20 protein-coding genes and 1 tRNA gene are annotated in these 22,993 nt (G+C 62.2%); 11 read left to right on the top strand and 10 right to left on the bottom strand.

Features of this window, described 5'->3' with window-relative positions:
• Positions 1–111 precede the first annotated feature (111 nt).
• The 3 genes from B0G69_RS19890 to B0G69_RS19880 all read left to right on the top strand — a co-directional run bounded on the left by B0G69_RS19890 (position 112) and on the right by B0G69_RS19880 (position 2,298).
• Positions 112–936, top strand: coding sequence for an isocitrate lyase/phosphoenolpyruvate mutase family protein (locus B0G69_RS19890; RefSeq protein ID WP_121320332.1), 825 nt, complete (start codon positions 112–114; stop codon positions 934–936).
• Between the two features lie 20 nt (positions 937–956).
• Positions 957–1,364 (top strand): RidA family protein, encoded by a 408-nt coding sequence (locus B0G69_RS19885; RefSeq protein WP_241991400.1) that lies wholly within the window; start codon positions 957–959, stop codon positions 1,362–1,364.
• A 301-nt stretch (positions 1,365–1,665) separates the two neighbouring features.
• Positions 1,666–2,298, top strand: a complete 633-nt coding sequence (locus B0G69_RS19880) for an XRE family transcriptional regulator (RefSeq protein WP_042328876.1) — start codon at positions 1,666–1,668, stop codon at positions 2,296–2,298.
• Positions 2,299–2,346: 48 nt separating this feature from the next.
• On the opposite strand, the gene B0G69_RS19875 is transcribed toward B0G69_RS19880, so the two are convergent.
• The gene (locus tag B0G69_RS19875; RefSeq protein WP_121320328.1) at positions 2,347–5,364 is read right to left on the bottom strand and encodes an FAD-binding and (Fe-S)-binding domain-containing protein; all 3,018 of its coding nucleotides are present in this window, start codon (positions 5,362–5,364) and stop codon (positions 2,347–2,349) included.
• Positions 5,365–5,428: 64 nt separating this feature from the next.
• A complete protein-coding gene (locus B0G69_RS19870; RefSeq protein ID WP_121320326.1) occupies positions 5,429–6,466 on the bottom strand; it encodes a DUF1338 domain-containing protein in 1,038 nt (345 codons plus the stop codon).
• Positions 6,467–6,632: 166 nt separating this feature from the next.
• Between B0G69_RS19870 and B0G69_RS19865 the strand changes: the two genes are divergently transcribed.
• Positions 6,633–7,565 (top strand): LysR substrate-binding domain-containing protein, encoded by a 933-nt coding sequence (locus B0G69_RS19865; protein ID WP_199731296.1) that lies wholly within the window; start codon positions 6,633–6,635, stop codon positions 7,563–7,565.
• A gap of 32 nt (positions 7,566–7,597) precedes the next feature.
• On the opposite strand, the gene B0G69_RS19860 is transcribed toward B0G69_RS19865, so the two are convergent.
• Positions 7,598–8,728: a VOC family protein gene (locus B0G69_RS19860; protein WP_121320322.1), complete on the bottom strand. Its 1,131-nt coding sequence runs from the start codon at positions 8,726–8,728 to the stop codon at positions 7,598–7,600.
• 290 nt (positions 8,729–9,018) lie between these two features.
• A complete protein-coding gene (gene pcaQ / locus B0G69_RS19855) occupies positions 9,019–10,008 on the bottom strand; it encodes a pca operon transcription factor PcaQ (protein ID WP_121320320.1) in 990 nt (329 codons plus the stop codon).
• A gap of 108 nt (positions 10,009–10,116) precedes the next feature.
• On the opposite strand from pcaQ, the gene pcaH reads away from it, so the two are divergent.
• Together pcaH and pcaG are read left to right on the top strand one after the other, a co-directional pair.
• Positions 10,117–10,821 (top strand): protocatechuate 3,4-dioxygenase subunit beta, encoded by a 705-nt coding sequence (gene pcaH, locus B0G69_RS19850; RefSeq protein WP_121320318.1) that lies wholly within the window; start codon positions 10,117–10,119, stop codon positions 10,819–10,821.
• A gap of 3 nt (positions 10,822–10,824) precedes the next feature.
• Positions 10,825–11,412: a protocatechuate 3,4-dioxygenase subunit alpha gene (gene pcaG / locus B0G69_RS19845; protein WP_121320316.1), complete on the top strand. Its 588-nt coding sequence runs from the start codon at positions 10,825–10,827 to the stop codon at positions 11,410–11,412.
• Between the two features lie 174 nt (positions 11,413–11,586).
• Here the strand turns inward: pcaG and B0G69_RS19840 are convergent, their stop codons facing one another.
• Positions 11,587–12,816 carry a serine hydrolase gene (locus tag B0G69_RS19840; protein ID WP_121320314.1) on the bottom strand — a complete coding sequence of 410 codons (1,230 nt, stop codon included), beginning with the start codon at positions 12,814–12,816 and terminating at the stop codon, positions 11,587–11,589.
• Positions 12,817–12,969: 153 nt separating this feature from the next.
• Positions 12,970–13,233, bottom strand: a complete 264-nt coding sequence (locus tag B0G69_RS19835) for an H-NS histone family protein (RefSeq protein WP_121320312.1) — start codon at positions 13,231–13,233, stop codon at positions 12,970–12,972.
• A 433-nt stretch (positions 13,234–13,666) separates the two neighbouring features.
• Here B0G69_RS19835 and B0G69_RS19830 point away from each other — a divergent pair, with 433 nt between their 5' ends.
• The 3 genes from B0G69_RS19830 to B0G69_RS19820 all read left to right on the top strand — a co-directional run bounded on the left by B0G69_RS19830 (position 13,667) and on the right by B0G69_RS19820 (position 15,331).
• Complete coding sequence (locus B0G69_RS19830) at positions 13,667–14,302, top strand: LysE family transporter (protein ID WP_121320310.1); 636 nt, start codon at positions 13,667–13,669, stop codon at positions 14,300–14,302.
• Positions 14,303–14,610: 308 nt separating this feature from the next.
• Positions 14,611–14,814 (top strand): cold-shock protein, encoded by a 204-nt coding sequence (locus tag B0G69_RS19825; protein WP_121320308.1) that lies wholly within the window; start codon positions 14,611–14,613, stop codon positions 14,812–14,814.
• A 292-nt stretch (positions 14,815–15,106) separates the two neighbouring features.
• Positions 15,107–15,331, top strand: a complete 225-nt coding sequence (locus tag B0G69_RS19820) for a hypothetical protein (RefSeq protein ID WP_121320306.1) — start codon at positions 15,107–15,109, stop codon at positions 15,329–15,331.
• Between the two features lie 127 nt (positions 15,332–15,458).
• On the opposite strand, the gene B0G69_RS19815 is transcribed toward B0G69_RS19820, so the two are convergent.
• Positions 15,459–17,090, bottom strand: a complete 1,632-nt coding sequence (locus B0G69_RS19815; RefSeq protein WP_121320304.1) for an acyl-CoA synthetase — start codon at positions 17,088–17,090, stop codon at positions 15,459–15,461.
• Between the two features lie 158 nt (positions 17,091–17,248).
• Here B0G69_RS19815 and B0G69_RS19810 point away from each other — a divergent pair, with 158 nt between their 5' ends.
• Complete coding sequence (locus B0G69_RS19810; RefSeq protein WP_121320302.1) at positions 17,249–17,995, top strand: Crp/Fnr family transcriptional regulator; 747 nt, start codon at positions 17,249–17,251, stop codon at positions 17,993–17,995.
• A gap of 112 nt (positions 17,996–18,107) precedes the next feature.
• On the opposite strand, the gene B0G69_RS19805 is transcribed toward B0G69_RS19810, so the two are convergent.
• A complete protein-coding gene (locus tag B0G69_RS19805) occupies positions 18,108–18,554 on the bottom strand; it encodes a transposase (protein WP_121320300.1) in 447 nt (148 codons plus the stop codon).
• A 183-nt stretch (positions 18,555–18,737) separates the two neighbouring features.
• Between B0G69_RS19805 and B0G69_RS19800 the strand changes: the two genes are divergently transcribed.
• Entirely contained in the window at positions 18,738–19,877 is a 1,140-nt protein-coding gene (locus B0G69_RS19800) for a porin (protein WP_199731295.1), read from the top strand.
• A gap of 116 nt (positions 19,878–19,993) precedes the next feature.
• Here B0G69_RS19800 and B0G69_RS19795 read toward each other — a convergent pair whose 3' ends face one another.
• Together B0G69_RS19795 and B0G69_RS19785 are read right to left on the bottom strand one after the other, a co-directional pair.
• Positions 19,994–21,136: a porin gene (locus B0G69_RS19795; RefSeq protein ID WP_121320298.1), complete on the bottom strand. Its 1,143-nt coding sequence runs from the start codon at positions 21,134–21,136 to the stop codon at positions 19,994–19,996.
• Between the two features lie 1,749 nt (positions 21,137–22,885).
• A tRNA-Ile gene (locus tag B0G69_RS19785) sits at positions 22,886–22,973 on the bottom strand.
• Positions 22,974–22,993 lie beyond the last annotated feature (20 nt).

Raw genomic sequence — 22,993 nt, 5'->3', positions numbered from 1 at the left:
TCGCCGACTTTTCTTCAAGTCGAGCGCACAGTAATAAACTTCCTACTGGTCAATCCCGAAGTGCCCCGATCGATACGGGAGCTACGGCTTCCCATTTCCAGGAGACACACCATGTCCCGCACCATCGCCGAGAAACGCGCCGCCTTCCGCGCCTTGCATACGTCCGGTTGTTTCGTGCTGCCCAATCCGTGGGATGCGGGCAGCGCCCGCTATCTGCAGACACTCGGCTTCCAGGCCGTCGCCACCACCAGTTCCGGTTTTGCCTGGTCTACCGGCCACGCCGACAACACATTGCCGCGCGATGCGATCCTCGCACATCTGCGCGAGATCGTCGAAGCGACAGACCTGCCCGTCAACGCGGATTTCGAGAACGGCTTTGGCCGCGAGCCGGCCGACGTCGCCGACAGCGTCAGGCTGGCCGTGGAGACCGGCGTGGCGGGTCTGTCCATCGAAGATTCGACCGGCGATCCCGCCGCCGCGCTGTTCCCGATCGACATCGCGGTTCAGCGAATTAGCGCGGCGCGCCGCGCGATCGACGAAACGGGCGGCGATACCTTGCTGATCGGCCGCGCGGAGAACTTCTTCGCCGGCAAGCCCGACCTCGACGATGCGATCGCGCGTCTGAAGGCGTATGCCGCAGCCGGCGCCGATTGCCTGTACGCACCGGGTATTCAAACGCGCGAGCAGATCGAAGCAGTGGTTGCGGCCGTGGCGCCAAAACCCGTCAACCTGCTGATCGGATCGACGTCGAGTTTGACTGTGCAAGACGTGGCCGCGCTCGGCGTGAGGCGCATCAGCGTCGGCGGTGCGCTCGCCCGCGCCGCATGGGGCGGCTTCATGCATGCCGCGCAAGCGTTGGCCGACGGTCGCTTCGACGGCTTCGAAGGCGCCGCGGCCGGCTCGCAACTCAACGACCTGTTCCAGAACCGTGCGTGATGCCATGCACAGTCCTTCAGATGGAGAAAATGATGGCTCGTGAAATCATTCGCGTCGAACCGCTGTCCACCTACCTGGATAACTGGAAGGCACCCACGTCCGCCGTGACGCGCCACGGCGACACCGTGTACGTTTCCGGCTTTCCGCCATTCGATCCTGCGACCGGTGAGGTGATCGACGCGCCAATCGAGCGTCAAACCGAACTGGTTCTGGAGCAGATGAAACTATGTCTGGAGACGGCCGGTTCGTCGTTGGCGCACGTACTCAAGTGCAACGTCTACTGCACTTCGGTCGAGAAGTTCGCCGCAGTCAACGCTGTATACAAACGTTATTTTCCAGTCGATCCACCAGCGCGAATTTTCGTCAACGTACCGGCTTGGCCGGGCCATTTCGACATAGAGATCGATTGCGTGGCCGCCGTCAAATAGCGGCTCCCGCTTGCTGCTCGAGAGCCGGCGACCTGCAGTTTGTCCTTGAGAGGTGAGAGGCGGCGCGCCCGGTAGCGTGGAAGAGGCCGCCGCTACACCCGGTGTCGATGATTGTGCCGGCACAGTCCTTGATGTTTCCGATGGGAAAAGCGCGTGGGCGTTCCAGCCCTTCCACGCCCTAGCCAAGAGCACCGCCAAAGGTGCGCGCGCCGCCAATTCGATTCCGCCCCTCACGCCGAATGTTATTATCGGAAACACAACCCGCCACCGTGAAGCGCGTACCCGAAAAAGCAGCAGCCCCATGGACACCCATCTCAGCAAACCCGCCGACCCGTCAACCACCGACCTCGGCCGGCGCGTGCGCGCCGCCCGTCAGGCGCAGGACCTGACGCTGGAAACCGCGAGCCGCCTGTGCGGCGTCTCCCGTTCGACGCTCTCCAAAGTCGAAAACGGCCTGATGTCCCCCACTTTCGACGTGTTGCAGAAAATCGTCCTCGGGCTGAAGATCGAAATCGGCGAGCTGTTCGGCTCCACGCCGAAGGTGAGTGCGAGCGGCCGCCGCGCGTTGACCCGCAAAAACGAAGGCCAGCGCCACGCGTACCGTGGCTATCAGATGGAGTTGCTCGCCACCGACCTCGCGCATAAAGCGATGCTGCCGTTTCGCATCCGCATTTCCGCGCACACGCTCGACGCCTTCGACGACTGGGGCCGCCACGAAGGCGAAGAATTTCTATACGTGATCAGCGGCAGCGTGTGCCTCTATTCGGAGCTATACGCGCCGACGCATCTGAACGCCGGCGACAGTCTGTACTTCGACAGCCGCACCGGCCATGCCGCGGTTTCCACCAGCGAAGAAGACGCCGAGGTGTTGTGGATGGCGACCAGCGCGGACATCCCGCAGACGCCGGTCACCATCGAATCGACGAAGAAATAGGTCGCGCGCGCGGCGCCTGAATGCGCCTTCGCGCGCGTATGCTGCCGATCACACTAGGCGCGCCGCCAACGCCCGCTGCGCGAGTTGCGCGATATGCAGCGCGTGATGCCCCGTCCCCTGCTCGATCTGCTCACGGCAACTGAATCCATTGGTCAGCACGATCGTTTCGTGATTCGCCGCGGCCGCTTCACGCACGGCCGGCAACAGCTTGTCTTCGCCGATCTTCAGCGACAAAGCGTGATGCTCCGCGTTGAAGCCGAACGATCCGGCCATCCCACAGCATCCCGTATCGAGCAGCTTCCACTTCACACCGAGCTTGTTCAGCAACGCGGTATCGCCTTGCATGCCGAACAGCGCCTTCTGGTGGCAATGCCCATGGACGATCACGTCGGCGGCAAGCGTCGGCCAGTCGAACGGCTGGCGCGCGACGAAATCGGAGAACAGAAAAGTTTGCGCCGACAGTTGCTTGGCCAACGCGTGACCCGGCAGTTGCTTCAGTAGTTCGTCCTTGAATACCGACAGGCAACCCGGTTCGAGACCGACGAGCGGCACACCGGCGGCGATATCGTCCGCGAGGCTGTCGAGAATGTGCGTGAGCAGTTCGCGGGCGCGTTCGAGCAAGCCGAAGTCGTACAGCGGACGTCCACAGCACAGGCGGTTCTTCGGCAGCACGACGTGCCAGCCTAATTGCTCGAGTACATCGGCGGCGGCTTGCGCGATTTCGGGCGTAAAGTGATCGTTGAACGTATCCACCCAGAGGATGACTTTCTTCGCGCCGTCGCGAGCGTCATGCGCAGCTTGCGGAGCGCGCCGCGCGATCTGTCGATACGTGGTCCCGGCAAACTGCGGCAACGCGCGCGCCTGCGCTACACCAGCGACCCATTTGCCGATCGTAGACAGACCCGGTGCCGTCGTCATGAAGTTCGTCAGACGTGCAACGCGCGACGCCCACGGCGCCCATTCGCCGATCCGTCCCATGAACAAGGCCTGACGCGGCCGGCGATTGTTCTCGTAGTAATGCGAAAGAAATTCCGCCTTGTACGAAGCCATGTCCGTATGCGTGGGGCAATCCGACTTGCAGCCCTTGCACGCGAGGCACGTGTCGAGCGCTTCTTTCACTTCGCGGCTTTGCCAGCCGTCTGCGATCACCTCGCCTTGCAGCATCTCCCAGAACAGATGCGCCCGGCCGCGCGTCGAGTACTTCTCCTCACGCGTCGCGCGATAGCTCGGGCACATGGTGCCACCGTCGAGCGAGCGGCACTTGCCCATGCCGATACATCGCTCGATCGCGCGCTGGAACCCGCCGCCTTCCGGACTGGCGAATGTCAGCTTCGTTCGCAGCGTCACCGGTTTGTAGGCCGGGCCTATCCGCAGGTTTTCGTCGGCGCGATACGCGTGTACCACCTTACCCGGATTCAGACGGTTGGCCGGGTCCCAGATCGCCTTGAACTGCTCCATGGCCTGCATCAGTTCGGGGCCGTACATGATCGGCAAAAACTCGGCTTTGGCCTGGCCGTCGCCGTGTTCGCCCGACAACGAGCCACCGAATTCCACCACCAGTTCCGCCGCCTCGCGCAGAAACTCGCGCCATGTCGACACGCCTTGCGCGCTGCGCAGATCGAAGGTGATGCGCGCGTGCACGCAGCCATCGCCGAAATGGCCGTATAGACTCGTCTCGTAGCGGTAACGATCAACCAGCGCCTGGAACGCGCGCAGATAATCGCCGAGGCGCAGCGGATCGACCGCCGCATCTTCCCAGCCGACCACCGGATCGGGCGCGCCCGCATCGACCGACAACGCCACCGCCGACGCACCTGTCTCGCGGATCGACCATACCTTCGCCTGCAACACGCGGTCTTCGACCAGCAGCGCCGACACGTTCGGCCCCGCGCTGCCCGACGAGAAATACGCGGCCGCGGCTTGCGCGTCGCGCAGCACTGCCTCCTGCGTCTCCGCGCCGAATTCGAGTACGACCCAGGCATCGCCTGGCGGCAGTAACGCGATTTCGTCCTTCTTCAGACCGCGCGCCTGCAAGCCGCGAATAATCGCGCGGTCGAGACCTTCGATCGCGATCGGCCCGCAATGCATGAAATGCGGCACGGCATCCGCCGCCGTGTAGATGTCCGTGAAGCCGACCACGACGATCACGCGCTTCGCCGGACTTTTCACGAGCCGCACTTTCGCCTGCAACGTCACCGCGCACGTGCCCTCCGTGCCGACCAGCGCACGCGCGACGTTAAAGCCGTTTTCGGGCAGCAATTGATCGAGATTGAAGCCCGACACGCGCCGTTTGATCTGCGGGAATTTCGCGCGAATCTGCGCGGCGTACGTGTCGCGCAAACGCTTGAGCGCGGCGTAGATTTCGCCCTGACGGCCACCCGCCGCGATGATGCGTTCGAGTTCGTCATCGGATGTCGGGCCGACCCAGAAGCGTGCGCCGTCGAAGGTCGCGATTTCCAGCGCCTCGACGTTTTCGACGGTCTTGCCGGCCATCACCGAATGCGCGCCGCACGAGTTGTTGGCGATCATGCCGCCGAGCGTGCAGCGGCTGTGCGTCGCCGGATCGGGGGCGAAGGTGAGGCCGTGCTGCTCGGCGGCATCGCGCAACGTATCGCACACCACGCCCGGCTCGACGATCGCCACCCGCGCGACAGGATCGACCGACACGACGCGGTTCACGTACTTGCTCGCGTCGGCCACGACCGCGACGTTCACGCATTGGCCGTTTTGCGACGTGCCGCCGCCGCGTGCGAGAAACGGCACGTCGCTGCGGCGGCACGCGGCGAGCGTGGCGAGCAGATCGTCGACATCCGTCGGGACGACGACGGCGAGCGGAATCTGCCGATAGTTCGACGCATCCGACGCATACAGCGCTTTGGACCCCTGATCGAAACGCACTTCGCCGCGCACATGCCGGCGCAAGTCGCTCTCGAGCGTCTGCATCACGGCGGCGGTGCCCGTGAACGGCCTCGCGACGTGCCGCTCGCCGGGCGCGATCGAGGCAATCGATGCGTGCGGATCGCCCGACTCCTTCACGCCCTGCCCTTCATCCAATGACGTTCCCACACTGCGTCCCCTGTCCCCGCTGCCGCCAGTCCGCAACTCGCCCGCCCGTTGTGCCGTCGTGCGCTCAGGCGGCCTGGCTCGCAGTCATCTTGAAGATACCCTGTGCGTTGCCCGCGTCGAAACGCAGGTCCGTTTCCCAGCGCCGCGCGTCCTGATCGAAACTCCGTTTGCGCGTGATGAATTCGTAGAACGAGCCCGGCACTTCACGCGTCACCACGCCGCCGTCAGCCGTGCGGAACTCGCGCTGCACCATGTCCGCGCGATACGCGGTCTGGAACACGCGGCCCGAACGCGAGCGCTCGACTTCCGGCTTCATCGGACGGCCCTTGGCCTTCTCGTCGTCGGCCAGTTTGAAGACGTCTTCGACGCGATCGGTCGCGTGATTGAACGCGTTGCCTTCGGTCGCGATCCACGCCATTTCCGCCGACTCCTTCAACAATACTTCGTAATCGGCCTCGCATGGCGTCTCGTGCTGGCGCGCGAACGCACCGACGATCACCGGCAGCAATTCATGCGCCACGTCGAGCGGTAGCACGCCGTCGCGTTCGAGTTCCCACAACTGCCCAGCCGCACGCGGCGTCAGCGGATCGCGCGACGCGCCGATCACCTTCGTCACCACCTGCTGAAACGCCGCCGAGAAACGTTCCGGATGCAATTCGCTGACGAAGAACTGTGCGATCTCGTCGGGCGCGTCCTCATGCGCCCACGCGCGGCCGGTCATGCCGAGACGATCCAGCGGATAGCGGCCGTTGATACTGAAGCCGAGCGGCCGCAATATGCGCGCGAACGCCGCTTCGCCGGGTGGCAGCGCGCCGCTGTGCGGCCAGCGTACCGTGCGCAACGCGCCGTGGTCGAAATACACGCTGCCACCGGCGGCAAGCGTCTCCTCGATGTACCGGCGGCCGTTCGCCGAGCGCGCGAGCAGGTCCTCGAAAAGCACCATGTTCATCGCCTGGGCGAGTTCCGCGCGGGTGACGCTGCCGTCGTTCCATTCGTCGAGGATGCGCGGATGGTTGAGCGTCGCGAAGAGCCGCGCGGTCTTGTCGGCGCCCAGCAATTTCAGCAGCAGTTGTTCGACATTCGCATTCTTGATGTTTCGCATACCGGTTCTCCACGTAGCGCTTCGCGCGCTCGCCCAAGTCTCGACGGAACCCGCCGGCACTGACGCAACAGGGCGGCACGGCATTCTGAAGGCGAGATTATTCAAAATCCGCCGGCGTACCGTAAAGCGAGATAAAATCGCCACTTGATGCGTTTTTGGAATCAACGTGCGAAAGTTCAAGATCCCCAACATGGGCGCTCTGCTCGCTTTCGAAGCCGCCGCGCGGCACGAAAGCTTCACGCATGCGGCGCGCGAACTGTTTCTTACCGAAAGCGCGGTGTCACGGCAGATCAATACGTTGGAGAGCAATCTTGGCGTGCGGCTGTTCGTACGCGTCAAACAGCGCGTAGTGCTGACGAAAGCAGGCAAGGTATATGGCGCGCAGGTGCGGCGCTCGCTGGAACAGCTCGACCGCGACACGCTGTCGATCATCGCGCATGGTAGTGGCGGCGGTTATCTGGAACTGGCCGTGCTGCCGACGTTCGCGTCGCAATGGCTGATTCCGCGGCTCGCGGCATTCAATGCGCAGTACCCGGATGTGCGCGTGAACATGGGCGTGCGCACCGGCACGTTCCCGTTCGCCGAGACCCATTTCGAAGCAGCGATTCACTACGGCAAGCCGACCTGGCCGGGCACCTCGGCTGATTTTCTGTTCTGCGAGGAAGTGGTGCCGGTGTGCGCGGCGAGTCTGCTGAAGCGGCCCGTGCGGCACGCCGCCGACCTTCTGGACTATCCGCTGCTGCACTCCACCACGCGGCCGGATGGCTGGGCGGCATGGTTCGCGAGCCTGGAGGTCGACGACAACCGGACCATGCAGGGCGTGCGTTACGAACTCCACACGATGTTGATCAGCGCCGCCGCAGCCGGCCTCGGTATCGCGCTGGTGCCGCGTTTTTTCGTCGATACGCAGCTCGAACAGCTTGGGCTCGTGATACCGCTCGACACGCCGGCGGTCGCGGACTCGGCGTACTACCTCGTCTATCCCACCGAACTCAGCCACGGCAAGCCGCTCGCGAGTTTCCGTGGATGGCTGTTGCAGGAAGCCTCGTCCTACAGCGCGATCTATCCCGAGCTGGCGGGTAAGCCCGCTACCGATTGAGCGCGCAGGCGGCCCGCGCACACGGCCGGTGATCAGGCGCCGGCTTCGCGTGCCTGCGCGAGCGCGCTCAGATTGCCTTCGCCGAAGCCGTGATGCCCCTGGCGCTGCACGATCTCGAAGAAGATCTCGCCGGTGCGGCGGCGCACGAAGGTCTGGAAAAACAGCAGCGGCACGCCGTCGGCGCCGATCTCGCCATCTACCAGCACATGGGTGCGCTTGAGCCGCTGGACGTCGAGCCCATGGCCTGGCAGACGCGCGTCGAGTTGATCGTAGTAGCGCGGCGGCGGTTCGACGAACTCGACGCCGTTCGCGAGCAGTTGCTCGACGCACGCGAAGATATCGTCGGTGGCGAGCGCGATATGCTGCACGCCTTCGCCCGGATGGTCCGGCAAATACTCGTGCATCAGATTGGTTCGGCGCGTGCCCTCTTCGTACAGCGGCACGCGGATCGCGCCGCACGGCGACACCATCACGCGCGATTCGGCAGACACGTGCCAGTTCGCGTGCAACTCATGAATCTCGCGGAAGTTGAGCAGGTCGCGATAGAAATCGAGCCATTCCTGCATCCGGCCCTCGCCGACCGTTTGCGTCAGATGGTCGACCGCGACGAGGCCGCTGCCCGTATGGCTCAGATCGGCGTGCGCCGTGTCGATCTCGATGGGCCGGAAGTCGATGTCGAAGATCGAGATGTCGCCGAGGCCGCCGCGCTGGCCGCCGCGCCCGCGCCAACGGTCGACGAAATAGATGTGCGAGTCGCCGATGCCCTGGATCGCCGGAATCAGCAATTCGCCCGCGCCGATCTTCTCGCCTTCGAACGCCCAGGCGCCGAGTTCGATCGCGCGATCGAAGGCGCGCTGCGCGTCGGCCACGCGAATGCCGATCGCGCAGATGCCCGCGCCGTACTCCTCGGCATAGCGCGCGGCGAACGAATCGGGCTCGGCATTGATCAGGAATTGCATCTCGCCTTGCCGATACAGCGTGACGTCCTTGCTGATATGACGCGCGATCGCCTTGAAGCCGAGTTTGGTGAAGGTGTCGCCGAGCGCTTGCGGCTCGCGCGCGGCAAACTCCACGAATTCGAGGCCGGCGGTGCCGAGCGGATTGTGCTCAGGCGCCGACACGGCGCGCAGCGCGGCGTCTGGAGTGGGCAAGTCGCTGGGCATGGCAATCTCCTTGTACAGTCTTTCGACGCTGTGTGCGGTGTGTCTGAGGTTCGGTGCAAACCGCCGGCTATCAGGGGGCGAGTAGCCGCAGGGCGGAGCGCGCTGCACTGTGTAATGCGGCAAACGCGGCGCGGCGGCTTTTGCACCGTGTTTGTACACCGGTTGGCGGGGCGTTCGCAACCTTCATTTTGTACTGAACGGTTCATACGGGCCCCTTGCACCGCGCCGTTTGCCCTCTTTTCACTGCTCCGGCCAATCGACCCGACCGCACGGGATCGTGCCGTTTCGTATCAAGCCGCCGATGCCTTGCTTCGCCTACGTTTGCGCACGGGCTTATCTGAAGCGGTCGCCGCCATCCGCTGTTGCGCGACTTCGCGCACCGCGTCGATAAACGCCCGTGCCACCGGCGACGGCTGCGTGTCCGAGCGCCGGATCAAGCCGACCGGCTCGCCGGTGCCCGCGAACGGCAGCGGCAAACGCACCAGCATGCCATGCGCCAACTCGTACTCCACCGCGCTCAGCGGCACGAACCACACGGCGTCATTTTCGAGCGTCAACGCGCGGCCCGTCGAGACCGACAGCACTTCGACGAACGCCGACAGCGGCTGCACGCCCCACGCGTTCAGCAGGCTATCCGCCGATTGCCGTATCAGCGTGCCGAACGGCGGCAGCACCACCGGAAAATCCTCCAGCGACGTCGCCGGCAAACCGGGACCGAGCGCCAGCGGATGCCCGGCCCGCACCACTGCCACCAGCGGCTCGGTGAACAACTGCTCGAAGCTGAGGCCGACCATGCGCTCGGGATCGGCGAGGCGGCCGATGGCAAATTCGATCGTGCCCGCTTTCAGGCGCTCGAGCAATTCCGGGTTCGCACCGTTGGCCAGACGCACGATTACGCGCGGCCAGAGCGCCGCGAACCGTTTCAGGACCGGCGGAATCAGCGCTGCCGCGACGGTGGGCAGAATGCCGATTTCCAGCGTAGCCGCCGCGGCGCCTTCGGCGCGCGCCAGCAGGTCGACGCCCTGACGCAACGCGCTCACGCACGCGCTCGCGTGCGGCATAAAGAGTTGCCCCTCGCGGGTCGGCACGGCGCCATGGCGGCCGCGCTCGAACAGCTTCACGCCGAGAATGGCTTCGAGCTCGGCGACCGTTTTTGAGACCGCGGGCTGGGTGATCGACAGGCTGTCGGCGGCCCGCTGGACGCTGCCGAACTGGGCGACGGCCAGAAAACACTGCAGATGACGGAATTTGACGCGGCTATCCGCGAGACTGCGTTGCATAACGTAAGGTTATACGAAAAGAGCGAAAACGTCATTTTGCATAACCGCCCGGGTTGGATAAAGTCCCTCCATAACGTCGGATCCCACAATTCCTCGAAGGAGACACTCATGGAAGATTCCTTTCTTACTCCGCGCGATTTCGCGTCCCACCCCCAGTACATCTATTCCAACTACGGTTCGTCGACCAAGCGCGGCCCGACGCGTCAGTTGATTCCGCTGAAGGAACGGCTGCGCGACCAGCGCGTGCCGGTCTACGGTACTGATGACCTCGGCGCGCTCGATCACGATCTGACGCGCAACGCGGTGCGCAATGGCGAACCGCTCGGCGAGCGCATCATCGTGACGGGCCGGGTGCTCGACGAAAGCGGCCGCCCGGTGCGCAATACGCTGGTCGAAATCTGGCAAGCCAACGCGGCCGGCCGTTATGTGCACAAGGCCGATCAGCACGACGCGCCGCTCGACCCGAACTTCCTCGGCTCAGGCCGCTGCATTACCGACAACGAAGGCCGCTACCGCTTCCTGACGATCAAGCCGGGCGCGTATCCGTGGGGCAATCATCCGAATGCATGGCGCCCCCAGCATATCCATTTCTCGCTGTTCGGCGAGCACTTCGGCTCGCGTCTCGTCACGCAGATGTACTTCCCCGGCGACCCGCTGCTGGCCTTCGACCCGATTTATCAGGGCACGCCGGAGCACGCCCGCGAACGCATGATCTCGAGCTTCTCGCTCGACACGACGCAAGAGGCCTATGCACTCGGCTACGATTTCGACATCGTGCTGCGCGGCCCGAACGAAACCCCGATGGAGCGTTAAGCCATGACCACTCTGAAGCAAACGCCTTCGCAAACCGTTGGGCCTTATTTCGCCTACGGTCTTTGCCCGCAGCAATACGACTTCGATTTCAAGAGCCTGTTCACGCACGTTCTGGCCGACCGCGAAGCGGCCGGCGAGCACATCACGATCATCGGTCAGGTGTTCGACGGTGACGGCAAGGTAGTCGGCGATGCGATGGTCGAGATGTCGCAAGTGGACTCGAACGGCCACTATCTGGAGTCGCGTGAGGAAATCCAGAAGACCGGCTTTCGCGGCTTTGCGCGCGTCGGCACCGGTACGGACCCGCACAAGCGCTTTTTCGTGGAAACGGTGAAGCCGGGCCGCGCGAGTCCCGATGAAGCGCCGCACGTGAATGTGATCCTGACGATGCGCGGCATGCTGCTGCACACGTTCACGCGTATCTATTTCGAGGACGAGGCGCAGGCGAACGAGCGCGATGCAGTGCTGGCCACGGTTCCGGCGGATCGGCGCGACACGCTGATCGCGCGTCGCGAGCCGCATACGGCGAACGTGTACCGCTTCGACATTCACATGCAGGGCGACAAGGAAACGGTGTTTTTCGACCTGTGAAGTGTGAGCTGTGGCGGTGGCCTGTGAAGCAGCCTGTGAAGCGCACATTCAACACCTTCAGATAGCTTTCATCTACACTGAACGTGATCCGTCTAGCGACTGGATCGCGAAACTCCAAGTAGTTAAGCCCGCCTTGCGCGGGCGTTTTTTGCTTTGCGTAGGCGGGTAAACGGCTCAGTGCAGTGAGCAGCGCAGCCAGTGGCCGATTCTGATTACGTCGGCAATGTGGTCGTGCGCGCCGGGCGCGCCCAGCACGACGATGTCGACGGGCCGGCCATGCACCATCATTCGCACGACCACGCAGTGTCCCGCCTCGTTGATGAAGCCGGTCTTCTGCAAGACGATGGAGCTGTCCCCGCCTCTGACCAACGCATTGGAGTTGTGATAACTCAGTTGTGTCCGGCTGCCGCTGGGGAAAACGATTTGCGCGCGATCGGTCGAATACGCGCGGATCAGCGGATATCGGCTGGCCGCCTCGACCAGCCGCGACAAGTCCCGCGCGGTCGAGACATTCTGCGGCGACAAGCCCGTCCCATTGACGAACGACGTGCGCCACATGCCGAGCGCACGGGCCTTTGCGTTCATCGCAGCGACAAAGCCTGGCCGGCCACCCACGTAGTCGCGGCTGAGTGCGGCCGCCGCCCGGTTCTCCGACGACATCAGCGCGATGTGCAGCATGTCGTGGCGCGACAGCCTCGAACCCACGCTCAGGCGCGAGCCCGTGAACTTGTCGAAATCCTGATCCTGCACCGTGACGTTGAGCGGCTTGCTCAGTGCATGCTTTGCATCGAGCGAAACGACTGCGGTCATCAGTTTGGATACCGAAGCAATCGGCATGACCTGGTCGGCCTGCTTTTCGGTGAGCACGGTATGCGTTCGTTCGTCGACGACGTAGACGGCTCGCGCGCGAAGCAATGCGCGCGATCGGGGCGTATAGCCACAGCGAGCGAGGAGCTTCGGCCCGGCCTGCGCTGACGCGCGCGACGCCGACGGATGCCGGGCGCTGTGCCGCGCCGCTGGCGCCACGGCGCGCTTCGCGTGGCGAATCCCCTTCGTATTGCGCGCGGCCTGGCGGCGAGGTTTGGCGGTGAGCTTGCCGATGTGCACCGGCTGCTCGGCCCTCGTCGCGTGCTTGCGCTTGCGCGCGATGCGACGCCGGCCCTTGCCGGTGGAGGGCTTTTGCGCTTTGCCCGAGTTTCGGGCTTTCGCCTTGGACCTGTGCGGCACGGACGGCGCAATTTGCCGGTTCATGCGAGCGGCGGAATACCTAGTCGCGTCAGAGGCCGCACCGAACGACCAGCCGATAGTGAGCCACAGCAGAGCGAACAGCACGCCGTAGCGCAGACACGCAAGGAAACAATGAGAGGGGAATGCAGATGAAGAAATTCGGCGACCGTACGGCATGGAGCTTCCAGTTCTGTGCCGCGTGAGCCCGAATGGAATGGTCACGGAGTCGGCAACGACCCGCCCGATGTTAAGGCTAATCGCCCATGCGATCAACGGCCACGGCGTAGGCTGCCCGATGAACAGACGACGTGCGTATGGCAAAAGATTCGGTTAACAGCGGAAGTGATCGATGTTCTGTCCAGCGTAAATCGCGCGTGCCAGCCAGTCCGGTTTATCGCCGTGACCGTCCCACGTGTTGCCGAAGGCGTCGCGATACAGCACTGCCCGAACCGCGTTCGCGTCGGCTTTGAGCGAGTCGGCGAGCGCTTCCATCGTAATGCCGTAATCATCCATGCGACGGCGGATCCACTCGATCAGACGCTCGCGCGCGTTCCCATCGAGGTCGAACAGTCGTTGTTCTTGTCGCTCTTTCATAACTTACCGATGTCGCAGCTAATCATGCTCGCGTTACACGGACAACGACTCCGCAAAACAATGCGAAGTCTATGCGTGATTCAGATGGATAGCGTGCAATTCGAATTCACGCCAATGTCCCGATGTGTCGAATCCGCATCGGGAAATCGTGCCTTTAACTCGTGGAGTAAGGGGAATTTGCAGGCAAGCAGCTCGAATTGCGCTCGTGCCTCGCCCCGTGATCGAAGGAGCTTCAGCGTATGGAAGCCGATTCTAGCATCCAATTTATTCCGGTTGCCGCAACGCAGTACTCGTATGCGAATGGGGCTTTTCCATTTTTCATTCCTTTTATTGCACTGCCCACGGACGCTGCAATAGCTGTCTATTCAAGAACAAAGCGCGCGGTGTCATGCTATGTTTCATCAATTAACACCCCCGCGCTGGAGACACGACAATGCCCGCCTCAACCGCCATCCTCACCATTCTCGCCGCGCTGCTGCTAGGCGCCATGAGCCCGGGACCGAGCTTCGTCATCGTCGCTCGCAATGCGATCGGGCTGTCGCGCGGCGACGGTCTCGCGACGGCGCTCGGCATGGGCATGGGTGGCGTGTTTTTCAGCGGCATCGCATTGCTCGGCCTCTACACGTTGCTGGCCACGGTCGAATGGCTTTACGTCGGCCTGAAGGTGGCCGGGGGCGTCTACCTGATCTATCTCGCGTCGAAAATCTGGCGCGGCGCGGCCAAGCCGCTCGCGTTCGATGCGGCGCAAGCCGTCTCCGGCAATCCGCGTAAATCTTTCTGGATCGGCTTGAGCACGCAACTGAGCAATCCGAAAACGGCCGTCTATTACGGGAGTATCTTCGCGGCGCTGCTTCCGCAGCATCCGCCGCTGTGGTGCTACTTCGCGCTGCCGCCGGCAATCTTCACGATCGAGGCCGGCTGGTACACGATCGTCGCCTTGTGTTTTTCGAGCAAACGGCCGCGAGAAATCTATCTGCAATGGAAGGCCTGGATCGATCGCATTGCGGCGACCGCAGTGGCCGCGCTGGGATTGCGCCTGATTCTGAATGCGCACAAAGTCGGCATCTGAGAGCGCCGCCGCCCATTCGAACTCCCCGAACGGCATGCCGCGTTGATGGGCGCGGCATGCATGCAAGCGGGGGCTCTACCGGCAGCCGCCACGTGATAGGGATTTACCGCACCTCTCAAAACAGTTACAAGTTATGTGTTGACGCCGACACACCTGCGCGGTTACTGTTGCACCCGAAGTTCAAGAAGTTCGATTGCTGTTCATCAATGTCTCGCTCCTCAGCGGTATTCGTTGTCCTCTCCCTCCTTGACGCTTCACGCGCTCTTCATCAGAGCAAATTCTTCAATTTTTTTCCTCAAGGATTCTTCATGGATACCGGTATCGTTAAGTGGTTCAACGACAGCAAAGGCTTTGGCTTCATCACCCCGGACAAGGGCGGCGACGACCTGTTCGCGCATTTCTCGGAAATTCGCAGCGACGGCTTCAAGACGCTGGCTGAAAATCAGAAAGTGAGCTTCGAAACGAAGCAAGGCCCGAAGGGTCTGCAAGCGGCTAACATCAAGCCGCTGTAAGTTTGAAGGGCTCGGTGTCCGGCAACGGACATCGGGCTGCAGCGACATCCTCGCGGAGCGTTTGTCTCCCACAGTTGGCGCGATCGCTTTTTAGCTGCATTCGTTTTCGAGCAGCTTGCCTAAGCGCCAAACGCCTCGTTGCACCTCATTCTCCCCTCCGGCTTCAACGCCCATTTTTTCGCACCCCGACTGCGTCAGGATTCGGCTCGCAATGGCTTGAATCAGCTCGTCCGCGTAACTCGTATCACGGGTTCGTACGGCCGGCGCGCAATCGACATCATTAAAATATAAAATGCAAAGCAAACATCTTCATCATTACAACGGCTATGCCGTCCAACCCTCGGCGCATCGTTTGCCCGACGGCAGTTTTTCATCCAACCTGTTGCTCGAACGCGCCGAAAGCGCACGTACCGACGGGCGCTACCAGTTCTATTCTCTCGACTACTTCACGAGCGAAGAACAGGCTCTGCAGCACTCGGCACGCTGGGCGCATCATTGGGTCGACACGCGCGGTTGAGCGCACGGCTACGCTGCACGATGACATGCTGAAAGTGCATGTCTTGCGGGCGCGATCCAGCGCCCTTAGCGTCCGTAGCCCCGGTAACGGTCGGCGCGCGCCCTTCGGCACATTGCTCAACAGCGCGCTATTCGCCGCGTTCCGCTTTGACCCGCGCACGCAGTTCGAACTTCTGAATTTTTCCCGTCGACGTCTTCGGCAATTCGCCGAAGCGCACTGCTTTCGGCAACTTGTAGCCGGCCAGAAACAATCGGCAGTGCGCGATGATCTCTTCTTCGGTCGCCTGAGCGCCTTCCTTCAGTTCGACGAACGCGCACGGCACCTCCCCCCACTTCGGATCGGCCATCGCCACCACGGCGGCGACCGATACCGCCGGGTGACGATACAGCGTGTCCTCGACCTCGATGCTCGAGATGTTCTCGCCGCCTGAAATGATGATGTCCTTGCTGCGGTCGCGAATGCGGATATAACCGTCGGGCATCCGCACGCCGAGATCGCCGGTATGGAACCAGCCGCCGCGGAAAGTCGCTTCGGTCGCGCGTTCGTTCTTCAGATACCCCTTCATGCAGATGTTGCCGCGAAACATGATCTCGCCGAGCGTTTCGCCGTCGTCGGGAACCGGCGCGAGCGTGTCCGGATCGAGCACGGTCACCGCCGCCTGAAGGTGATAGCGCACGCCCTGCCGCGCATTCAGCTCGGCGCGGGCGCTGTCGTCGAGCGCTTCCCACGCTTGCTGCTTCGCGCAGACTGCGGCGGGCCCATAGGTTTCGGTCAGCCCGTACACGTGCGTCAGGTCGAAGCCGATCTCCTTCATCTTCGCGATCACCGCGGGCGCGGGCGCCGCGCCCGCCACCATCGTCGAGACGCGATGCGTAATTCCCTCACGCCATTCGGCCGGCGCATTGGCAAGCGCGCTCTGCACGATCGGCGCGCCGCAATAGTGGCTGATGCCTTCGCGGCGAATCAGGTCGAACACCGTCTTCGCGTCGAATTTGCGCAAGCAGACGTTGACCCCCGCCCGCGCGGCGACGGTCCATGGAAAACACCAGCCGTTGCAGTGGAACATGGGCAAGGTCCACAGGTAGACCGCGTGCTTCGGCATGTCCCATTCGAGAATATTGCTGAGCGCATTCAGGTACGCGCCGCGGTGGTGGTAGACCACGCCCTTCGGATCGCCGGTCGTGCCCGACGTGTAGTTCAGCGCGATGGCGTCCCATTCGTCGGCCGGCTGGGTCCAGGCGAAAGCCGGGTCGCCGGCCTGCAGGAACGTTTCGTAGTCTGTCGCGCGGACGAATTGCGCGGCATCGGCGGGCATCGCGTCGGCCACACTGATCACTCGCAACGCAGGGAATTCCAGTGCCGCACGGCGCGCGAACTCGCCGTACTCCGTGTCGACGATCAACGCCCGGGCCTCGCCGTGGCGCAGCATGAACAATAGCGACGACACATCGAGCCGCGTATTGAGCGTGTTGAGCACGGCGCCCGCCATCGGCACGCCGAAGTGCGCTTCCACCATCGGCGGGATGTTGGGCAGCAACACGGCGACCGTATCGCCGCGTTCGATGCCGGCCTGCCGCAGCGCGCTGGCCAGACGCCGCGCGCGCTCGTAAGTCTCGCGCCACGTGCGGCGAATCTCCCCATGGACGACCGCGAGCCGCTCACCGTAGACTTCCGCTGCGCGCACGATGAAATCGATGGGCGTCAGCGGGACATAGTTGGCCTCGCGCTGCTCGAGACCTTCTTCGAACATGTGCTTCATTGCGTCGTCTCCTGAGGCGCGGACCGCGCCGCCGATTATTCTGATTGATGAGCTAGCCTAGCAAGTGCCATGGTGAACTGTCTGTCATCCAAATGACAGAGTAGTGCGCCCGTGGCTTATCCGAACCGACTTTTGCCACCGACGCGCTTAACCCGCATATGAACGACGCCCCGCTCACCGCCCTCGCAGACGTCTGCCCGCACCGGCCGGAGCGGGTGGCGCGTGCCGATCTGGCGGGGTTGTTCGCCAGCTGCGCGTGGTTTCGGACACTCGCCAGCGAGCATCAGGCGATGGTCCTCGCCACCGCGCACGCCGAGCATCTGGACGGCGGAGCGTGGATCGCGCGCCGCCAGGAGCCGTCGGCCTACTGGATCGGCGTGCATGCCGGCCTGATCAAGCTCGCCATCTACAACGCCTCGGGGCGCAGTTGCACGCTGTCCGGCGTGCCGCCCGGCGGCTGGTTCGGCGAAGGCAGCGTGATCAAGCGGGAATTGCGTAAATACGACGTGGCCGCGATCCAGCCTTCGCTCGTCATGTTCGTGCCGTCCGCGACGTTCCATGCGTTGCTGGAGTCGAGCCTGCCGTTCACCGGCTTCGTGATCCGGCAACTGAACAACCGCATGGGCGAATTCATCGCATCGATTCAGAATAGTCGCTTGCTCGATGTGGATGCGCGCGTCGCGCAATCGCTCGCGCAGTTGTTCAACCCGGATCTGTATCCCGATACGGGCCGCACGCTCGCTATTTCGCAGGAAGAGGTCGGCCTGCTGGCGGGCGTGTCGCGCCAGCGAATCAATCAGGCGTTGCAAAACCTCGAACGGCTGAAAATACTGCGCCTCTCATATAACCAGATCGACGTGCTCGACCTCGAACGCCTGAGCGCGTTCGGCCGGGAGCAGATCTAGGGGCAGCATCGCATGGCGCGCTCGTCGCGCGGCCGACAAAAAAGCCGTCATGGGTTGCCCATATGACGGCTTCTGCTTATCGCCACGCAGCGAATGCGCGATCCTGAACGATCTAGCTGAGGCCGGCGTCGCTCTTGCGCGCGCCGCGCCGCTTCGGAATCGCATCGGTCTCGAACAGCACAAGCGCCACGGCATTCAGCACGCCCGCCCTCTTCCAGCGCAGGTAATAGCGATGCGCGGTCTGATACGGCACATAAGCCTCGGGCATCGCACTCCACGGCTCTCGCGTATGCAGCACCCACATCACACTATTCAGCACCCGGCGGATATCTATGCTCGGACGTCCGCGCCGAGGTCCGCGATCCAGCATTTCAGGCAGCAGGGGCGCGATACGCTGCCACTGCTCATCAGTCAGCTCCTGAAAAGCCGGCCAATGAACCGGTGGATTTGCGAGGAATGTATTCATAGTGTCAACGCGCGCAGACAGTACACCTGCCGGCGTCGGCGCGAAAATGGGGTCTATTTCATCTGTCATTTTGAGATTAACCGAAGCCCGCATTCGCGAAAGTCAATTCTTGTCAAATTCGCCAGCGCAATCGCCAAAAAAGACAATACGTTATTGCGTCAAAGGGCCAATGGCGCGGCCTGGGTCGTGGTCTATCATCGGCGCGCCCGGCGCCCAGCCTGTCTGCGCGCGCCGCGTTTGAATGAAAAATCCATAACCGCATATGCAGGAATTCCAGTGAGACAAATAAGACTCCTCAAGACCGCCGCACTCGTGGGCGGGGCTGCCCTCGCCGTGACGTCCGAACAGGCCATGGCGCAAAGTTCGATCACGCTGTACGGCGTCGCCGATGTCAGCGTGCGGTATCTGACGAACTCCAACGCAAAGAACGACAGCCGCCTGTACATGACCAACGGCGCGATTACCAATAGCCGCTGGGGTCTGCGCGGCTCGGAGGATCTCGGCAGCGGCCTGAAGGCGATCTTCGATCTGGAAAGCGGCATCAATCTGCAGGACGGCTCCGCCTCGGACAGCCAGCGGATCTTCAACCGCAATGCGTACGTGGGCCTGAGCAGCCCGTACGGCACGGTGACGTTCGGCCGTCAGAAAACGCCCCTGTTCGATCTGCTCGGCGATACTTATGACCCGCTCACGGTCGGCAACTACGCCGAAAACTCGTGGCTGCCGGGCGCGCTCGGCGCGGGACTCTACGCGGACAACGCCGTCAAATACACCGGCACGTACAAAGGCCTGACCCTGGCCGCGATGTACTCGTTCGGCGCCAACTCGGAATCGACCGGCGAGGACGGCTTCTCGGGCCAGATACCGGGGCATCTCGGCGCGGGCAATATGTACGGCTTCACGTTGTCGTATGTGGCCGGGCCCTTGAGCGTCGCGGCCGGCGTGCAACAGAACAGCGACAACAGCAATCACAAGCAGACCATCTTCAACGCTAACGCGGTCTATGCGTTCAGCTCCACGAAGGTGTACGTCGGTTATCTGCATTCGAAGGACGACACGGGTTTCGTCGACAGCGCGCTCGCGCAGCAGACGCTCGTGCCGGGCGTCGATATCGTCAAGGGATGGGGTCGGGTCGACAATGGCCCGTTCGCCGGCGTCGCGTGGCAGGCCACGCCCGCGCTCACGCTGACCGGCGCAGCCTACTACGACCACATGTCCAATGCGGCGATCGGCAATGGTGAAGTGGGTAGCGGCTATCGCTATACGTTCGTCGCGCTGGCTGAATACGCGTTGTCAAAGCGCACCGAGGTGTATGGCACGGTCGATTTCGACAAGGTGTCGGGTGCCGCCTCGGTCGAACTGCCGGGCCGCGGCAATCAGACCGGCGTTGCACTCGGTCTGCGCACGATTTTCTAAAGAGGCGGCGGGGTCCGCGAGGACCCGCGAGGCGCGCGGCATTCGAATTGCCGCACGCATAGAAAAAGGTGCCGCGAACGGCACCTTTCTGTACTACAACCAGCTTCTGCTGAAGCTTAGAAGCGGTGACGCAGACCGACCGTAGCAGCCGTCTGGTTCTTCGACGACGACGTCGGCACCGTGTTGTCGCCGCTGTAAATCGAAGCGACACCGCCGTCGCCCATTGCGTGCTGGTACACGGCTTGAGCGTAGACGTCCGTGCGACGCGACAGCGAGTAGTCAGCCTGCAGGCCGATCTGGTGGTAACGGGTCTTCATGTCGTTGCCGTCAACGTTTTCGCCGTAGCCACGTGCGTCGGTGAACGTGTATGCAACGCCCAAGCCCAGAGCCGGGGTCACGTTGTACTTGGCGTTGACTTCGTAGTTGTTCGAACGACCTTGACGCTGGCCAGCTGCTGCACCAACGAGGTTGTCGATGCGCGACTGCGTGAATGCAGCACCGACCGTTGCCGGGCCGAATGCGTACGAAGCAGCTGCACCGAATTGACGTTGACGGAACTGACCGTCGATCGGGCCTGCCGTGTTCGCCACAACGCCGTCCGAAGCACCGGTGGTGTTGTTAGCCGGGTTGTTCTGCTGTGCGTAAGCAGCGCCCAGGTGCAGGCCTTGCCACTGGTATGCAGCACCAATGCTGTACTGGCGGTTGTTGGCGAACTGGCCAGCCTGGTTCGAGAAGCCGTACGTGCCGCCGAACGTGAAGCCAGCGTAGTTAGCGCTCGAGTACTTGATCGAGTTGTTGACCGACAGGCCGCCGTTCGTGTTCAGGTTGTCGTTGTTGAACGGGTGCGCGAAGTACGTGCCGCCCCAGCTGCCCGTTGCGGTCAGCGGTGCCAGGTAGTCTTGAGCTGCGTCGTATTGACGGCCCAAGGTAACCGTACCGAATTGCGCGCTCGACAGGCCGACGAATGCCTGACGGTTGAACATGCCGTTGTTGTTAGCGAAGCGGCCGTTGTTGACGTTGAAGCCGCTTTCCAACGTGAAGATTGCCTTCAGACCGTTGCCCAGGTCTTCCGAACCACGCAGACCGAACATGCTCTGGTTGATGCCGCCGCTGCCGGCTGCCCACTTGGAGTTGTGGTTAACGTTGCTCGTGTACGTCAGGCCCGCGTCCAACAGACCATACAGGGTCACGCTGCTTTGTGCGTGAGCGACGGATGCGAACGATGCGGCGACCGCAACGACGATGAGACTCTTTTTCATGTGGGACTCCAAGTTCGATAAATTTACGCGGGGAGCGGGACCTGCCTCGGCAGCGCATGCATGGCCTGTGCTGCCGCCCTTTGGCCGAATCGTTTAGTTCAGCCGGGCACCCTTCAAACGAAGCGTGAGTGTAGGGGGACACCCTAGTAGCGGCGCGGGCAATTTACGCAACAGGATCTTTCAGAATTCGCAACAATGCTGGCGGCAAGGGCATTAAGTCGTTGTTTTACATGCGTTTATCGCAAGATATGCGGTGCCGCGCGGCTGCTCTGGTCAGAAGTTATTTGCAACCTCTCAATATTCGAAGTTGTGCATATGCAACACGTTTTAATACGCGTGACGTAATCGGGTCGGAACGATTGGTGATTCAAACTCGGGAGTGCCTGAAAATAAGGCAATTGCGCAAAGCGGAATTGCGCGGTGGCTGTAAATTTATTTTGGAAGACCGGGAACTTAATGGAGTTAATACTGTCATTTTCGGGCTAATCAATTAGCCCCTTTATTGATTGACGATGATTCATTTCCTCAGTTGCATGAATCGTTTCGTTCGAGAACAGTGCAAACGCCGCCAGAGCCTGCGTGCGTGCGCTGTCGATGAAATGAAAAAACCGCCCTCAGGCGGTTCATCGGTTCTCGCTATGTCCTTCCTACGCTCTTACGTCGTAGGCGGGTCTTCCGCCGAATCGCGTGCATATCAGAAGGATGCCTTCAGTACGGGCGTTGCCCGGAGGTGAACTGCGGCGCCGACCGCCGCGTGACACAGCCGTACTGAAAGCGGACGGCGAACATCTAACGGCCTTCCTTAGTCGTTTAACGGACAGGCCGGGCCCTTTTTCACGCGGAGTTTCCCTAATTCCCAGCGAATTAGAGCGTGCAGCCGAGGTTTCCCACGGCGCCCGAACGGCCCGTTGGCTTGCGTCTCCTCTCGCTCGACGCGGGCAATCCCGCGCTCGTCAACGCGAACTGTAGAAATTGCTTCGGTTCGCAACGAAAGTTTCAACGCCCGACCGCAACGATGGTTCGCACATCTTCGACGAACGCGTGTGCTGGAGAGGGTTAATGGCGGTCCACCCTCTTCGAGCGCGACTCCACGTCAGCGGGTCCCGTCAGGAACGGTTCCAATCCAAACAGCCAGGCAAAGCAGAAGGTAACGCGCGCGAACGCGCTGACGTGTCGTCGCGGCGCGTTGTCCCCGGCATCGTCGAGTGGCATGGCTAGTGGTCGCTGAGCCGGGGCCAGATCAGTAGCGGTATGGTCGGATCGCATGATGATTCTCGTTTTATTGATATTGCCTGGAAGCCGACCGCGAGCAGGCGACGTGCCACTGCCGTCGAACGAAATTCGGAGCGTTTGCAGCGAGAGCCGGCGCATCGCCTGCCGTCTGTGCGGTCGGCCGCCAAGGGAAGAAAGGAGCGCCGGAGCAATCGCGTGGAATATCTGCAAACCAGAGGTTGAAGCCGAGTCGTATTTAATGGCGTGTGCTGAGAGAAAGAGGCGGTATTGATCGGGCCTAGGTTTTGCCCATTAATGAAACCTCTTCGAACACGCGAGACGAAGGTGGAAGCGCTTTTGCAAATTCACCAGACCGAATGACGACCACACTTCTGCGCGGCACCGAGATTCGGCTCGAAATCCGTCAAATGAAATCAATAACGCGGCACAAGCTTCAATCGCCAAAGCGCTTCAATCATCCCGTTTCGCGCCAAACAAAAAGGGTTCCGAGAAACTCGGAACCCTTTTTTCAAGCTTTGGTGGGCCGGGTGGGATTCGAACCCACGGTGGGATTTCTCCGGTGGATTATGAGTCCACTGCCTGCAACCAACACGGCGTCCAGCCCAAGAAAAAAGACCCGGTCTT

Origin of the sequence: Paraburkholderia sp. RAU2J, assembly GCF_003634845.1 — a bacterium.
Lineage (GTDB): Bacteria > Pseudomonadota > Gammaproteobacteria > Burkholderiales > Burkholderiaceae > Paraburkholderia > Paraburkholderia fynbosensis.
Note: the sequence above shows the minus strand (reverse complement) of the source record. Positions and strands in the feature narration are given on the sequence as shown.

Bases quoted from the DNA above. Each gene is read 5' to 3' on its own strand.
- B0G69_RS19890 (WP_121320332.1), top strand. From the start codon at position 112: ATGTCCCGCACCATCGCCGAGAAACGCGCCGCCTTCCGCGCCTTGCAT.
- B0G69_RS19885 (WP_241991400.1), top strand. From the start codon at position 957: ATGGAGAAAATGATGGCTCGTGAAATCATTCGCGTCGAACCGCTGTCC.
- B0G69_RS19880 (WP_042328876.1), top strand. From the start codon at position 1,666: ATGGACACCCATCTCAGCAAACCCGCCGACCCGTCAACCACCGACCTC.
- B0G69_RS19870 (WP_121320326.1), bottom strand. From the start codon at position 6,466: ATGCGAAACATCAAGAATGCGAATGTCGAACAACTGCTGCTGAAATTG.
- B0G69_RS19860 (WP_121320322.1), bottom strand. From the start codon at position 8,728: ATGCCCAGCGACTTGCCCACTCCAGACGCCGCGCTGCGCGCCGTGTCG.
- pcaQ (WP_121320320.1), bottom strand. From the start codon at position 10,008: ATGCAACGCAGTCTCGCGGATAGCCGCGTCAAATTCCGTCATCTGCAG.
- pcaH (WP_121320318.1), top strand. From the start codon at position 10,117: ATGGAAGATTCCTTTCTTACTCCGCGCGATTTCGCGTCCCACCCCCAG.
- pcaG (WP_121320316.1), top strand. From the start codon at position 10,825: ATGACCACTCTGAAGCAAACGCCTTCGCAAACCGTTGGGCCTTATTTC.
- B0G69_RS19840 (WP_121320314.1), bottom strand. From the start codon at position 12,816: ATGCCGTACGGTCGCCGAATTTCTTCATCTGCATTCCCCTCTCATTGT.
- B0G69_RS19835 (WP_121320312.1), bottom strand. From the start codon at position 13,233: ATGAAAGAGCGACAAGAACAACGACTGTTCGACCTCGATGGGAACGCG.
- B0G69_RS19830 (WP_121320310.1), top strand. From the start codon at position 13,667: ATGCCCGCCTCAACCGCCATCCTCACCATTCTCGCCGCGCTGCTGCTA.
- B0G69_RS19825 (WP_121320308.1), top strand. From the start codon at position 14,611: ATGGATACCGGTATCGTTAAGTGGTTCAACGACAGCAAAGGCTTTGGC.
- B0G69_RS19820 (WP_121320306.1), top strand. From the start codon at position 15,107: ATGCAAAGCAAACATCTTCATCATTACAACGGCTATGCCGTCCAACCC.
- B0G69_RS19815 (WP_121320304.1), bottom strand. From the start codon at position 17,090: ATGAAGCACATGTTCGAAGAAGGTCTCGAGCAGCGCGAGGCCAACTAT.
- B0G69_RS19810 (WP_121320302.1), top strand. From the start codon at position 17,249: ATGAACGACGCCCCGCTCACCGCCCTCGCAGACGTCTGCCCGCACCGG.
- B0G69_RS19805 (WP_121320300.1), bottom strand. From the start codon at position 18,554: ATGCGGGCTTCGGTTAATCTCAAAATGACAGATGAAATAGACCCCATT.
- B0G69_RS19795 (WP_121320298.1), bottom strand. From the start codon at position 21,136: ATGAAAAAGAGTCTCATCGTCGTTGCGGTCGCCGCATCGTTCGCATCC.